The organism is Sulfurovum indicum (assembly GCF_014931715.1).
GTDB lineage: Bacteria > Campylobacterota > Campylobacteria > Campylobacterales > Sulfurovaceae > Sulfurovum > Sulfurovum indicum.
Genome location: NZ_CP063164.1, coordinates 1,429,221 through 1,443,456 on the forward strand (window position 1 = coordinate 1,429,221; position 14,236 = coordinate 1,443,456).

Genomic DNA, 14,236 nt, shown 5'->3' on the forward strand with positions numbered 1-14,236 from the left:
ACTGGGGATTTTTATCAGGGTTCTCTCATCATCGAAACAGAAAAAAACAAATTGATGACCCTGTAAACGAAAATAATAATACCCAATGATCCGATAACAATGGCCGCTTCGCCCCATGACGGCATGAAGAAAACAATCTCTTTTACAGCTTCATACTCTCCGTATTTCTCAAAACCAATACCAAAACGGTCACTCATAGGATAGGCATTTCCTCCATATACAAAAATAATGCGTCCCAAATAGGTTCCTATAATAATGGAAACTGAAGCGATAACCTTTGCCAATTTGCTGCTCCGCTCTTTAAAAAGGAGTACAAAAGGTATTGCAACTGCCAATAGCAGATAGGCATAGAAGTAGAATTTAAAATCTCCAAACAAAATAATTCCTGCCCACTTTTTATCGATAAAGAGGTAGGCAGTTGCTTCATATGAACCTAAGGCAATAACAGAGTAGAGTGTGATTTTTTTGACAAGATCCATCATCGCTGCACACTTTGTTCTATCGGTGTTACGGTAAACAAGGAATGTATACAGCATCATCACTGCTGCAGATGCAGTAAATGCAGATATCATAAAGTAGAACGTTAAAAGAGGATACGTCGTCCATAAATGGCGTGCTGAATTCATATCGAAAAGTTTGGCTTGAACATAGAACTCCAAAAACTCTACCGCAAGACTCATAAGCAGTATCGGCAATGCCAGTTTTTTTGCCAAATTGGTATGATGGCTGAGTATCAGGTATATCTCAAGGACAATAAGAGGAATATATATGATATAAAGAGGCAGCATCAGCCACATACCGGAGTTGTATCGGGGAGAAAGCAGCATCCAGTGCAGATGAAGGATATTGAGGTCCACCAGGATCGTAAAGAGACCGGCAAGTATCATTCCAAGCCCCAGTGTCAGAAATCCGGCTGCTGCCCTTTTAATAAGCGTAATATTGAAAAGTTCTGCAAGTGCTACCAGAAATACAATACCGGAGCCTACATAGATCATATACATATAGTTGACAATATAGAGTGACCATGGTGCTTCCCTTTTGACCTCTCCCCCGGAACCGAAAACAGCTTCTTTCATCGCTGCAGCAACCTCTCTGTTGCCAGGGAAAAGACCGGCATCAAAAGCAGTAGCAGATACAAGAAAGTAACGATCCCAAAAGACATCTATCATTCCGATAAGAGCAAAAACCAAAAACCCGTATGCAATATAGATGACTTTGTCACCAAGCAACAGGTTCTTCAAAGAAACCCGGTTGACTTCTACCCCTGCTATTGTATATCTTGCCACTGGGAGCTCCTTTTTGTTTTTGCTTTTTCAATAAGAGGTTTAAATTCATCCCATGTATAGATATTGGTTTCCTCATTTACGGAATTCATGGCATAGTTCATATCATGCTCCGGCAGCAGATAAAAGAGTTTTGGGACCGTACCTTCATTCTCCTTGAGAACATAGAATTTTCTATGTTTAAGCAGCTGTACCAGTTCACCCTCTTCATCATCCAGGTCACCAAAGAGTCTTACTTTCGTAGGACAGGTAGCCTGGCATGCGGTGGTCATCTCTCCCTTAACGATACGTGTGTCATAGCAAAAAGTACATTTGTCTACAGCTACATGGGTGTCATCAACAAAACGTGCATCATAAGGGCAGGCTTCCATACATCCTCTGCATAAGATACAGGTCTCTTTGTTGCTCATAACAATACCGCCTATGGCAAAATAGCTTGCGCCGGTAGGACAGACATCCACACAGGGTGCATCCTGACAGTGGTTGCACTGTGAAGGGTGCAGTACTACAAAAGGTTCCCCAAAAATACTTTTTTCAGACTGTGTCACCCATATACGCTGTTTGTCAGCACCAAGCTGCACACCATTCTCTTCTTTGCAGGCGACTTCACACGCCTTGCAGTCGATACAGCTTTGATAGTCAAGTGCCATTGCAAAATTCATATGATCCCCTTTATACCTTTCTCACTTCTACCAGTGTTTCATGCATCGCTGCCGATCCGAAGACAGACTCAATCTTGTCTTCGATGATCATATTGTCACTGGCGCCATTCCTGTAGCCGAAAGTAAGTCCGGTTGATTCCTGACCGAAACCATGCACATAAAAAACGACATCTTTAATGATCTTTATTGTAGGATAGGCTTTGATATAGATGACACCTGCAGCGCTTTTCACCTCCACAACATCTCCATGTTTAATACCTTTCTCCTCTGCCTGCTCTTTATTGATCCATATATAGTTTTCCCGCATGACATCTAAAAGCATGATATTATTGGCAGTACTGTTCTGCGTCTGCTGAGCATGACGCCCTGTAATAAACTTGAATTTTCCTTTTGGGGTCTTTGTGTAAAGTTCCTCTCTCCATGTAGGCATAGGGTCTTGTCCGTTTTTGGCCATAGTATCCAGATAACACTCCACTTTTCCGGATTTGGTTCCAAGATTTTTCTTAAGTGCCGCCATCTCTTTTTCATCTATACATGTATCCTGTGCATCCAGTTTCTCTCCGCCGGGTGTCGTATAGTATTTTTTATCTTCCGGATAGTACTGGTATTCATTGGTAGAAAGTTGTCTGAAATAGTCGTCCATATGGGGATAGAACACACCTTTTTCTTTTAGTATCCGGTAAGCTTCTTCTCCATACTCACTGACTATACGCTCTTTATTAATCTCTTCCTGTGACTCCTCAAATGCTCTGCTCAGATCAAAATTGTTCTCCTCAAATACCTCTTCAAAACCATCACTCTCTATAGCTTCTTTGAGCTCATCATCATATTTGGCTGAAATTTCAAAAAGTGGTTTTGAAATTGTTTTGCTTAACCCCTTAAGAATGTCAAACAGTGCCTTGGTCTCATAAAGAGGTTCTATCGTTTTATTTCTGAGAACAATGGCAGGCTCTGCTCCTGCAAAAGATTTGACAGGGTCTTCACGCTCCAGATAGGTACACTCCGGCAGCACGACATCAGACATCATTACCGTATCTGACGGCATTGTGTCTATCGTAACGACCAAGTCCAGATTTTCAAACATTTTACGCGTTTTAGCTATATTTGGTATGGATTGCATGGGGTTCTGTTTATATGAAAAAAAAGCACGTAATGGGTAGGGAGTACGCTTTTGGGCTATCATATTCCTAAACCCTATCCATGTACCATTGGGTCCGATAAAAGTAGCCTCATGTTTGTCTATCCGTTCTTTGACATTGCTGTAAATGGGGTAATCCACAGTATGTTCTTCCAAAGGAAGTTTTTTCCCAAAGACAATGCCTCCTTTGACGTCTATTCCTCCGCCAAGCGCAGTAAAGATCGCCTGAGCGCGTCTGAGCTGGAAGTCCTGAAGACTCCAGGCCGTACGCCTGCCCTGGTAATAGATAGCCTTTGGGGCATGCGCCATAAAATCACGCGCGATCGTCCGAATGGTATGTGCATCTATCCCTGTGATCTTTTCTGCCCATTCCGGTGTGTAATGATGCTCCAGGATATGCTTTTTATACCTTTCAAAGTGATTCATATTCTTAGAGACGAATGCTTTGTTATAAAGTACCTCTTTGATCGCCACATAGGTAAGCGCCAGGACAAAAGCAAGATCGGTACCCACCTTGATCCCAAGCCATTTGTCCGCATGTTGTGCTGTATTGGTATAACGCGGATCGACCACGATCAGTTTAAGACCTCTTCCTCTGGTACGCTTGAACATATCCATTGTATCCGGGGTCATTATAGCTTCTGCTCTGTTCGCACCGGCCATAATGACATAAGAGGCATTTTCCATATCTGCTTTTCCATAGGCTCCCAAAGTGAGAGCATAACCTGCTGTCGTGGTCTTCAGACAGATAGAAGAGTGGTTTACAAAATTGGTAGAGCCCAGCATATCACCCATAAACTGTCTAAAGGTATGCTCTCCCATCCCTTCACCTGCACAGTAACCCAACGCAGAACGGTTATCTTTTTCTTCATCCAGTATCTGTTTAAGCCCTTTGAATTTCTCTGTACCATTGAGTATGGCCTCATAAGCCTCCTCCCATGTTGCACGCTTAAATCTGCCGTCACCCTTTTCTCCTATTCGTATAAGAGGATATTTGAGTCTGTCCGGATCGTAAAGAGCATGTATGCCTGCATCACCTCTGGCACAAAGCATATTCCTGGATTTCGGAAAGTGGGGGTTGGGATCAAGTTTTTTAACAATACCCTCTTCTACACGAGCAAAAACTGTACACTTGTTGACACACATTTCACACACAGTGGCAACTTTCATATTCGTATGCGAAACACGCTTCTCCTCAGCCAAAAGAGTACTCAGGGAAGCTGTACTTCCTCCTATGACACTCAACGCCACAGAACCCTGTAAAAATTTTCTTCGCGATATCTCAACTTTCATTTATCCCTCCGGTATAAGAACACACTGTCAAACTCATATATATTTTATAAGGTATGATACAAAAAAATTATACAGAAGAGCTTCCGAACAGTTTTCTGGCCATAAAAAAGCCGGTTTTAAACAATCCGGTTCCGTCCAAAAATGTTTTCACATATTCATCAAATGTAACACCTCTGAATGCAAGATACTCCTCAAGGTATTTTTCAGATGCTTCGATACCGCCTTTTTTCTCTTCTTCAAGCAGTGTTGCATAGAGTTTTGTCATGCAGTGACGCGCCCGTGGCGACATAGGTGACTTATATGAAAAATATTTGCATCCTCCATCTTTATCTCTTGAAAAGAGGTAGACTCTGTTCGCAAACCAGTAGTAGCCGCCATCTTTCGCATGGTTAAAAATAAAACCGATAAACTCTTCCCCGTTCTCAAGTGCATCCCACATCTTCTTAAATATGATTTTCGGCATATCCGGATGCCGGACAATATTGTGGTTCTTTCCAATTAATTCAGACTTTGTATAACCTGATATTTTTTCAAAGTCCGCACTTACTGAGACAATAATACCGTCCTGGTTGGTACTTGTAGAGTAACTGCCATCTTCCGATACCTTAAGTTCTTTGGTCAACATGATTCATCCTCCAGATTTGTTCACTGCACAGTCAGATAAATTTTGGGAACTATATGATACTACATCGTTCAATTCTAAATATGTAAAACCCCAATGGACAGAAAATATCTGACTGTACACTAAACAACTACTATGGTAAATATTTGAACTCTCTTCTCAGTAGATCAGATAGTAGTATACGGCTATGTCTATAATGCAACGTAAAATAAGGAGTAATATGAAGTTTATATTCCAGCCATATACTAAAATCCAACCTTGCGAGCATCATCAATGAATACTCATTCATTATTATAATCTATGCTAGCTTAAATATTTATATAAATATATTTTATTTCTTTGTTAAATTTAAGTCTATAATATATTATAAATCAAATTATAATATTTTATGGACAAAAGATACTTTTTTTCTCATCTATAATAAAACAACAAAGCGCTTTAATGCTCTGCAGAATCATACCCTCAGTACAGTTCACCTTTTTTCAGTTTTTGCCAGAAAAAGAATTCTTGCCCGATGTCACACCGATTGTAATGACGCTATAAAGTCTGCATTGTTCATATTCTCTTTTAAAAACCTGGTCAAGCCTTTTCGTTCACTCCCAAGATACTGTTCTATGATATTCTCAAATGTACGGTGAATATCTTTTGGCAATATTTTGATTCCGGTCTTAAGACCGAAATTTGAATTTTCTCCTTCAAGGTTCCCTCCCAAGATAATTTCAAACCCTGCAACAGTATTTCCCTCCTCATCTTTAAATTTTATACCTGACAATCCTATATCGACAATATGCGGGTGGGCACAGGAATTTGGACAACCGTTAAGGGATATTGATACATTTTCACTAAAATCAGGAAACCTTTTTTCCAAATATGACGCCAGCTTTATTGCTTCATCTTTTGTTTCAACAAGTGCGAACTTACAGAACTTGATTCCTGTACACGACAGTGTTCTGGCCTTGAACGGACTTGGATTTACTTCAATATTGATATCAAGCAGATCTTTGGCCAGTTTATCCGTATTCTGTTCCGGTACATCCAAAATAATAAAATTTTGCGTATTTGTTGCTTTAATGGTCGTTGCACGATGCTTCTCCAATATGTCAGCCAGATCAGATAGCCCATCAGCCCCAATATGCCCTCCATTGACAGCACAGCCTACATATGACTCCCCTTCTATCAGTGATCTATGTATGCCAAAATGCTCTCTTTGTGCATAAGGCGTAGCTTTGAAAAGCGGCTTGTCTATAAACTTAAATCCCAGTTTCTCTTCCGTATATGCTTTAAACTTCTCAAGTCCCCATTCATCGATCAGATGACCTAAACGTGCTTTTTTTCTGCTCTTTCTTAATCCATGGTCTCTATAGACAGCCGTAACTGTTTTGACGACATCAAGTACATTTTTCTCTCTTACATATCCCAAATGAAGTGCTATTTTTTTATTCGAACCCAATCCTCCGCCGACATTGACTGCGAACAATACACCATCATCCGTATGAACTGCAGTGAACGACAGATCCTGTATCTCATGTCCCATACAATGCTTGCCGCAACCAGATATACCTATTTTATATTTTCTCGGCAGATTGACAAAATCGGGATTACCTCTTAGGTAATTATTGATCTCATGCACCAGGAAAGTAGTATCATAGATTTCATCCTGATCTATGCCGCTCACAGGACAGGTAACAATATTTCTTGGTACATCCCCTGCTGCGAATACCGAACTCAGTCCGACACTCTTGAGTCTCTCAAAGATTTCAGGCAGATCCGCTACCTTTATAAAGTGAAACTGTATATCTTGTCTTGTTGTAAAGTCTGCCGTAGATCTTCCGAAATCGCTTGATATTTTTGAGAGACATCTTAACTGTTCTACATTGATAACACCTTGTTCCAGCTTTACTCTTAACATAAAATAGAGTGTAGTGTCATCTTCATCCTGTAAATTTTTATTTTGTGTGTAGAGTCCATACCATTTAAATCTGTCAATATCCTCAGGCTCAATCTCTTTATTACCTTTGGCATACTCATAAATATCAGCCAATACAGACAAACCGTCTTTTTCAACTTTAATTCTTTCTATACGCTGCGCTGCTGTTTCTTTAGCCATAACCTTATCCTATGTGATAATTTTACTTTCCCAGTGAGGAAAGTGCTTTCTTACCAGTGCATTGAACTCTATCTCAAAATCAGAATATGGTGTCTCTTTTTTACCTTGATCTTCTGATTTGTTCCGTATCATTCCTGCACCGACAGTATTGTTCGTAATTCTGTCAATAATAATAAATGACCCCATTGCCTTATTATGATCGTAAGGGTCAAATGCTATGCTTTGTTCCAGATCCAGTTTTGCTCTTGCAATTTCATTAAGCTTGAGCATATTCGTACTCGACTCTACCAGGGTGTTTACATCTGTTTTATAGTAAAAGTGATCTATCGTACCAACGGTTTGTGTTGAGGCTCTTTTGATAAAATAGCGTTTACCCTTGATAAGAGGCTCTTCACCCATCCACACAATATCTACATCCAGACTGGATGCATTGTCAGGCTGTTCATCACTTTTTACTATTACATCTCCTCTTGATATATCTATCTCATCATTAAGTGTGAGTGTAACAGCCTGTTGTGCCTGGGCATATTCTGGGTTTCCCTCATAAGTCACTATCTCTTTTACTGTTGAGCTTTTTCCGGAGGGCAATACTGTTACTGCATCTCCTTTTTTGATAACACCGGACGCAACCGTTCCGCAAAAACCTCTAAAATCAAGATGGGGTCTGTTGACATACTGTACCGGCATTCTGAAATGCGTCAGATCCTGATCCTGGTCTATTTTGATAGTTTCAAGAATATACATGAGTGTCTCACCTGTATACCAGGGAGACTGCTCGCTCAGTGTCACGACATTGTCGCCATTAAGTGCAGAGATCGGTACGATCGTTATATCTTCAGTCAACCCTACCTCCTGTGCAAATGTCAAATAGTCTCTTGATATCTCATCATATCTCTGTTGTGAGAAATCTACCAGATCCATCTTGTTCACAGCAACCACGATATGTTTGATACCAAGCAGTTTGGCAATGAACGAGTGTCTTCTTGTCTGTGTCTGTACACCATATCTGGCATCAATAAGTATGATCGCCAGATCCGCAGTAGAGGCACCCGTTGCCATGTTCCTTGTATACTGTTCATGTCCAGGCGTATCCGCAATGATAAACTTTCGTTTATCAGTCGTAAAGTACCTATAGGCAACATCAATGGTAATGCCCTGTTCACGTTCACTCTGCAAGCCGTCCACAAGCAGTGAAAGATCAAATTCCCCGTCACTGCTGCCGGATTTTCTGCTCTCTTTTTTGATGCTTGCGAGTTGATCTTCAAAGATCATTTTGGAGTCATGCAGGAGTCTGCCAATAAGTGTAGACTTTCCATCATCAACTGATCCGCAGGTAATAAACCGCAATAACTGTTTGTTTTCATGCTCTTTTAAATAGCTTTCTATATCTGTAGCTATTTTTGTTTCTTGTTCAGACATTTTAAAAGTACCCCTCTATTTTTTTCTTTTCCATTGAACCTGCCGAGTCATTGTCTATGACCCTGCCCTGTCTCTCACTTGTTTTTGCAAGAAGCATCTCTTGAATGATCTCCGGCAATGTTGTTGCCGTTGACTCAACTGCACCGGTAAGAGGATAACACCCAAGCGTTCTGAAACGTACCATCTCCTCTCTGATGACATCCCCTTTCTCTATAGGCATTCTCTCATCATCCACCATGATCTTTACACCATCCTTTTCCACTACCGGTCTTTTTGCAGCAAAGTAGAGTGGTACAATAGGTATGCTTTCAAGATAGATGTACTGCCATATATCCAGTTCTGTCCAGTTGGAAAGAGGAAACACCCTGATAGACTCACCCTTATGTACTCTTGCATTGTAAATATTCCAAAGTTCCGGTCTCTGGTTTTTGGGGTCCCATCTATGGTTTTTGTCCCTAAAAGAGAATATTCTCTCTTTCGCTCTGGACTTCTCTTCATCTCTTCTTGCACCTCCAAATACCGCATCGAACTTATACTTGTCCAGTGCCTGTTTGAGCGCCTGTGTTTTCATCACATCTGTATGTACTGCCGAACCGTGTGTAAAGGGGCCAATATTTTTTTCTATACCTTCCGGGTTTGTATAGACTAAAAGTTCAAACCCCTCTTCTTTCGCACGTTTGTCCCTGAACTCTATCATCTCTTTAAATTTCCACTTGGTATCTACATGAAGCAGAGGAAAAGGAAGTTTTGCCGGAGCAAATGCCTTAAGTGCCAAATGCAGCATAACCGCAGAGTCTTTTCCTACAGAGTACATCATCACCGGATTGTCAAACTCTGCCACCACTTCTCTCATAATATGTATCGACTCGGCTTCAAGCAGTTTCAAATGTGTCAATCGTTCTGTACTTATCATCTTTTTCTCCTAATGTTTCGTGTGCAGTCCGCACTCTTTGTGTTCAGGGCTTTCCCACCACCATCTTCCTGATCGTATATCTTCACCCTCTTCAACGGCTCTGGTACAGGGTGCGCATCCTATGCTCGGGAAACCCTGGTCATGCAGTTTGTTATAGGGGACATTGTGTTCCTTAATATACTCCCAGACCTCTTTTTCACTCCACGCTATAAGCGGATTGACCTTGATGACTTTAAACTTCTCGTCATATTCGACCAAGGGCATCTGTTGTCTTGTAACGCTTTGTTCGCTGCGTAGACCCGTGATCCAGACATCCACATCTTTCAGTGCCCTCTTAAGGGGTTCTACCTTTCTTATGTAACAGCAGTTTTTTCGTTTCTCTATACTTTCATAATGACCATTTACACCTTGCGTTCGGTAAAGCTCCTGAACACTTGACTCTTTTGGAAAATACACAGCAATTTTGGTGTTGTATTTTAAATTTGTCGCATCCAGTACATCATAGGTTTCAGGATACAGTCTTCCGGTATCCAGAGTGAAAATATATGCATTGGGATCTATTTTCAAGATCATATCTGTCAGAACCTGTCCCGCCGTACCTGTACTCGAGGAGAGTCCGACTCTATTTTTATACTTTTGTAAAAGATATGTCAGAATTTCATGAGCAGAAGCATTTTGAAGTTGTCTGTTCAACTCATCTATCTCTTTTTGCATGCTTGTCTCCTTTGTGCAGTCCACACTCTTTGTGTTCAGGGCTTTCCCACCACCATCTTCCTGATCGTATATCTTCACCCTCTTCAACGGCTCTGGTACAGGGTGCGCATCCTATGCTCGGGAAACCCTGGTCATGCAGTTTGTTATAGGGGACATTGTGTTCCTTAATGTACTCCCAGACCTCTTTTTCACTCCACGCTATCAGCGGATTGACCTTGATGACTTTGAACTTCTCGTCATATTCGACCAAGGGCATCTGTTGTCTTGTAACGCTTTGTTCGCTGCGTAGACCCGTGATCCAGACATCCACATCTTTCAGTGCCCTCTGCAAAGGCTCTATCTTCCTTACAAAACAACAATGTTTTCTTTTTTCAATACTTTCATAATGTCCGTTGACCCCCTGCGTTCTATAGAGTGCTTCCACATTTGAAGCTTCTGGAAAATACACAGCAATTTTGGTGTTGTATTTTAAATTGGTTGCATCCATCACATCATAGGTTTCAGGATGCAGCCGCCCGGTATCAAGCGTAAATATATGCGTATCCGCATCTATATTCAATATCAGATCTGTCAAAACCTGATCTTCTGCACCAAAACTTGATGAGAGTGATACTCTATCTTTATACTTTTCCAAAAAATACTTCAGTACCTCATGCACTGAAGCATTCTGAAGTTCTTTATTAATACCTTCTATCTGTAACTGCATCTTTTCTCCTATATCACATAATCATCTTTGGTCGGCTTGTATTTACCCAGGCTGATTTTGTTCCATGCTCTTTCATGGTAATAATATAAAATCATCTTGGTAACCAACTCAATTGACCCGATCGAAGCTGCCATGGTCAGATTACCGGTAACAAGGTATGAAATAACAATTGTGTCCAATGTACCCAACGCTCTCCAGGAGACCGTTTTGACAATGGATCTATACGCTTTCTCTTTCAATGTTGACCCTTACTTATTTAATCTATATTTTAAAATTCACAATGAGACTATTTCAATTCCTTTTTTCCAGACAAACTCATATAGTTTGCAGCCAAAACAGATATTTCTGCAAACTTCAAAGCTTTTCCAGACCAACAATAAAAAAACAGACATATATCCCAGACCGGAATGACCATACAACTCCAGAATCAGAGAGAGACTTGTCAATAAAAGTGCCAGATGTGCTGCGAACTCCTTCTGCGAATCTTCACTACTGTTACTTTGATAATTTGATACATAACCTGCCATGAACTCCAAAGGGCTGAACAGAGGACTTATATACAACCGAACAAAAAAATGATAAGTCAATAATATCAACAGAGATATATAGCCAGACAACAGATAGGCCATGACAGTCATCACAACAAACACCGCAACAATTCGTGTATGACCTTTAGCTTCAAATCCGTATTCTCTATGTGTAATACTGTTCATATTAAATCCTTGAATTAAATTTAGCAGTGAATAAATAATCATTCATTATATGCCTGCTTCAATCGAATAGTAGCATGTAAATTTTTATTTGTCAAGTAAATCTATAGTTTTTATCAACATTAGATCCTGGCACACTTCTTTTTTATAGTCCATTATTCAAAAAACAGAATACTCATCCTTCTTGGGAACATTTAACAGATACACTTATGCACAGCAGAAATATCAAATCGGGTATCAGCTCCCAGAAGGTCGCAGACAGGAGGTTGGAAAAGAGACTAACGCAGGTATGGCTTGCAGTTTTTTGTCAGTGATCATACGAAAAACAGACAGAAGTTCAAATAGAGTTGCAGTTACTGTTGGTTCTATATGGAACATTCACGGATATGTGCCATGGCAGAAGAGTAGGTTTTAAAACAGAAAAGTGAGATAAAGCTGCCCATCGAACAGCAGCAGTATCATGACAACTATAAACAGCCACACGGTTCTGTGGACAGCCAACCGTCATCAAAGATCTCAGGCAGACACAATACTGCCTGATATACAGTTAAACCAAAACTTTTGGAATAAGGGAATTGTTCCCAGGAGTTGTTTTGTCCGCTCTCAGAGAACAATATGGACTGTTGTACCCTCATTTAATACAGAAGCGATATGCATTTCTCCGTTATGCAGTTCAACACTCTTCTTGACAAGAGAAAGCCCCAGTCCAAATCCTTTGATCTTTTTGTTTCTTGAACTGTCGACCCTGTAGAACCTGTCGGTTACTTTTGACACTTTTTCTTTGGAAATTCCTATGCCTTCATCCTTAATGATGAAATGTATCCTGTTGTCTTTCCTGTAAAGTGAGATCGAAACACTCTTTCGGTTTGGTGTATATTTCAGTGCATTGTCTATAAGGTTTGTGAAAATGATCGATAAAAGTATGGAACTTGCTTCTGTTGCAACCGGTTCAAGTATTTGTATGTTGAGTTCCAACTCTTTTGCTTTAAGTAGGGCATCATACTTTTCCAGTACGTTCAATACCATAGCATCAAGATGGCACAGTTCAAATGTCTGATCAATGTTCTCTTTCGTGTATTTGGTAAGCAGCAGTAAATTCTCTACAATATGCTCTATCTGCTCTGCCTCATATGCTATGCTCTGTAGACTCTGAATATATTCATCAGGCTCACGCAGTTTACGAAGGGTTATCTCTATTTCCCCTTTGATCGCGGTCAGCGGTGTTCTCAGTTCATGTGAAACATCACTGTTGAAACGGTTTAGGTTTTCAACTCCCTCTTTCAATCTGACGATCATCTCATTAAATGCTTCAACCAGTGCTTTGATCTCATCTTCTTTGTCAGGAAGGGCAATGGTTCCGGAAAAATTGTTGACACTGATCTCATTTGCTGTTTTGGTAATATGTCTGAGAGGCACCAGGATCTTGTCGATCAATTTACTTCCCAAAAACAGAAGTATTAAAAGAAGTACAGGTATCAGTGCAAGTAGCGTATCTATAATATCTTCGATCGTATTATTGATCTCATGGGTTGTTACGATCAATTTGCCAATAAAAGGTTTTGACAGTGTTAAGACATAGACTCCTTTGAGATATTTCTCAGATTTAAGCATCACAAACCGATCAGTGTAATCCAGATAGAATTCAGGGTTTTTCAGATGAAAGTTTCTACTTTTCCCAATCAGTTTACCTTCTCTGAATACCGCTGCTTCATAACCCTGCATCAACTCTTTCTGTAAGAGATGATCTATGGACTCTCCTGCTGTCAGTTTATCTTCTGCTTGAATGGCCTGCTTGTAAAGTTGATTCTGTATTTTTAATGTAATGCTCTGTTCAACAACATAATAAAAAGAAAAACTGAACAGTATTAACAATACAGCACTCACACCACCAAACCAAAACAACACCCTTCTCTTTAAGCTATTGGCTTTCAATTTTATATCCCAACCCCCTGAAACTTTTGATCAGGTGCTTCCCTATTTTTTTTCTCAAGTGATAAACCGTTACCTGTATGACATTGCTGTTGATGACTGTATCACTGCTCCAAAGCTGCTCTTCAATCATGGCATTGGTTACCATATTGTTCTTATGTTTGACAAGAAAAAGCAAGAGCTCAAACTCTTTTTGACTCAAAGTAATTGTTTCACCCTCTTTGTAAACGGTTTTTGCATCAAGATCAAGTGTTATATCCTGGATACTAATGGTATTACTGCCCTCCATAGCACTTCTTCTATACAATGCACCTACTCTTGCCAGCAGTTCTTCATAGGCAAAAGGTTTCACCAGATAATCATCTGCACCTGCTGTCAGAACTGCTACCTTCTCTTCTGTTTCACCCTTTGCAGTAAGCATAATAACCGGTGTTTTTATCTGCTTATTTCGTAAGCTATGCAAGATTTCAAGCCCATTTTTACCAGGCAGCATCCAGTCAAGTATAATGATGTCATAACGATTCGTACTCGACATATACTCACCCTCTTCACCATCCATACTGCTCTCCACAAGATGCCCGTCCTCACGAAATCCTCTTGTCAAAAAAGAAAGAATATGCTCCTCATCTTCTACGATCAATATCTTCATTTATTTTACTGTGGCCTCTATCTTATTTTCTTAATTATAACCATAAAAACATTACTATCATTTGTTTGCTGACCTGCTCTCAGAAACTTAC

13 protein-coding genes are annotated in these 14,236 nt (G+C 40.2%); all 13 read right to left on the reverse strand.

All coding sequences use genetic code 11. The annotated features are described in order from the left end of the window. Nucleotides 1-14: 14 nt before the first annotated feature. The 13 genes from nrfD to IMZ28_RS07220 all read right to left on the reverse strand — a co-directional run bounded on the left by nrfD (nt 15) and on the right by IMZ28_RS07220 (nt 14,145). Nucleotides 15-1,286 carry an NrfD/PsrC family molybdoenzyme membrane anchor subunit gene (nrfD, locus tag IMZ28_RS07160; RefSeq protein WP_232087435.1) on the reverse strand — a complete coding sequence of 424 codons (1,272 nt, stop codon included), beginning with the start codon at nt 1,284-1,286 and terminating at the stop codon, nt 15-17. After that, nucleotides 1,268-1,945 (reverse strand): 4Fe-4S dicluster domain-containing protein, encoded by a 678-nt coding sequence (locus IMZ28_RS07165; protein WP_197547905.1) that lies wholly within the window; start codon nt 1,943-1,945, stop codon nt 1,268-1,270. The genes nrfD and IMZ28_RS07165 overlap by 19 nt, the downstream gene beginning before the upstream one ends. A gap of 10 nt (nt 1,946-1,955) precedes the next feature. Then, nucleotides 1,956-4,376, reverse strand: a complete 2,421-nt coding sequence (locus IMZ28_RS07170) for a molybdopterin-dependent oxidoreductase (RefSeq protein ID WP_197547906.1) — start codon at nt 4,374-4,376, stop codon at nt 1,956-1,958. A gap of 67 nt (nt 4,377-4,443) precedes the next feature. Beyond that, nucleotides 4,444-5,001 carry a PAS domain-containing protein gene (locus tag IMZ28_RS07175; RefSeq protein ID WP_197547907.1) on the reverse strand — a complete coding sequence of 186 codons (558 nt, stop codon included), beginning with the start codon at nt 4,999-5,001 and terminating at the stop codon, nt 4,444-4,446. A 514-nt stretch (nt 5,002-5,515) separates the two neighbouring features. Further along, nucleotides 5,516-7,105 carry a nitrite/sulfite reductase gene (locus IMZ28_RS07180; RefSeq protein ID WP_197547908.1) on the reverse strand — a complete coding sequence of 530 codons (1,590 nt, stop codon included), beginning with the start codon at nt 7,103-7,105 and terminating at the stop codon, nt 5,516-5,518. 9 nt (nt 7,106-7,114) lie between these two features. After that, nucleotides 7,115-8,524, reverse strand: a complete 1,410-nt coding sequence (cysN, locus tag IMZ28_RS07185; protein ID WP_197547909.1) for a sulfate adenylyltransferase subunit CysN — start codon at nt 8,522-8,524, stop codon at nt 7,115-7,117. Nucleotide 8,525: 1 nt separating this feature from the next. Then, nucleotides 8,526-9,437, reverse strand: a complete 912-nt coding sequence (cysD, locus tag IMZ28_RS07190) for a sulfate adenylyltransferase subunit CysD (RefSeq protein ID WP_197547910.1) — start codon at nt 9,435-9,437, stop codon at nt 8,526-8,528. A 9-nt stretch (nt 9,438-9,446) separates the two neighbouring features. Further along, nucleotides 9,447-10,151 (reverse strand): phosphoadenylyl-sulfate reductase, encoded by a 705-nt coding sequence (locus IMZ28_RS07195; protein ID WP_197547911.1) that lies wholly within the window; start codon nt 10,149-10,151, stop codon nt 9,447-9,449. Then, a complete protein-coding gene (locus IMZ28_RS07200; RefSeq protein ID WP_197547912.1) occupies nt 10,132-10,857 on the reverse strand; it encodes a phosphoadenylyl-sulfate reductase in 726 nt (241 codons plus the stop codon). Before IMZ28_RS07200 ends, IMZ28_RS07195 begins: the two co-directional genes overlap by 20 nt. An 8-nt stretch (nt 10,858-10,865) precedes the next feature. Then, nucleotides 10,866-11,096, reverse strand: coding sequence for a DUF2061 domain-containing protein (locus IMZ28_RS07205; RefSeq protein WP_197547913.1), 231 nt, complete (start codon nt 11,094-11,096; stop codon nt 10,866-10,868). A 36-nt stretch (nt 11,097-11,132) separates the two neighbouring features. After that, nucleotides 11,133-11,570, reverse strand: a complete 438-nt coding sequence (locus IMZ28_RS07210) for a DUF4395 family protein (RefSeq protein ID WP_197547914.1) — start codon at nt 11,568-11,570, stop codon at nt 11,133-11,135. A 600-nt stretch (nt 11,571-12,170) separates the two neighbouring features. Continuing rightward, the gene (locus IMZ28_RS07215) at nt 12,171-13,472 is read right to left on the reverse strand and encodes a sensor histidine kinase (protein ID WP_197547915.1); all 1,302 of its coding nucleotides are present in this window, start codon (nt 13,470-13,472) and stop codon (nt 12,171-12,173) included. A 13-nt stretch (nt 13,473-13,485) separates the two neighbouring features. Beyond that, nucleotides 13,486-14,145, reverse strand: coding sequence for a response regulator transcription factor (locus IMZ28_RS07220; protein ID WP_197547916.1), 660 nt, complete (start codon nt 14,143-14,145; stop codon nt 13,486-13,488). Nucleotides 14,146-14,236: the final 91 nt, after the last annotated feature.

Coding starts and splice junctions, on each gene's coding strand:
- IMZ28_RS07165 (WP_197547905.1), bottom strand. CDS start 1,945: ATGAATTTTGCAATGGCACTTGACTATCAAAGCTGTATCGACTGCAAG.
- IMZ28_RS07170 (WP_197547906.1), bottom strand. CDS start 4,376: ATGAAAGTTGAGATATCGCGAAGAAAATTTTTACAGGGTTCTGTGGCG.
- IMZ28_RS07175 (WP_197547907.1), bottom strand. CDS start 5,001: ATGTTGACCAAAGAACTTAAGGTATCGGAAGATGGCAGTTACTCTACA.
- IMZ28_RS07180 (WP_197547908.1), bottom strand. CDS start 7,105: ATGGCTAAAGAAACAGCAGCGCAGCGTATAGAAAGAATTAAAGTTGAA.
- cysN (WP_197547909.1), bottom strand. CDS start 8,524: ATGTCTGAACAAGAAACAAAAATAGCTACAGATATAGAAAGCTATTTA.
- cysD (WP_197547910.1), bottom strand. CDS start 9,437: ATGATAAGTACAGAACGATTGACACATTTGAAACTGCTTGAAGCCGAG.
- IMZ28_RS07195 (WP_197547911.1), bottom strand. CDS start 10,151: ATGCAAAAAGAGATAGATGAGTTGAACAGACAACTTCAAAATGCTTCT.
- IMZ28_RS07200 (WP_197547912.1), bottom strand. CDS start 10,857: ATGCAGTTACAGATAGAAGGTATTAATAAAGAACTTCAGAATGCTTCA.
- IMZ28_RS07210 (WP_197547914.1), bottom strand. CDS start 11,570: ATGAACAGTATTACACATAGAGAATACGGATTTGAAGCTAAAGGTCAT.
- IMZ28_RS07220 (WP_197547916.1), bottom strand. CDS start 14,145: ATGAAGATATTGATCGTAGAAGATGAGGAGCATATTCTTTCTTTTTTG.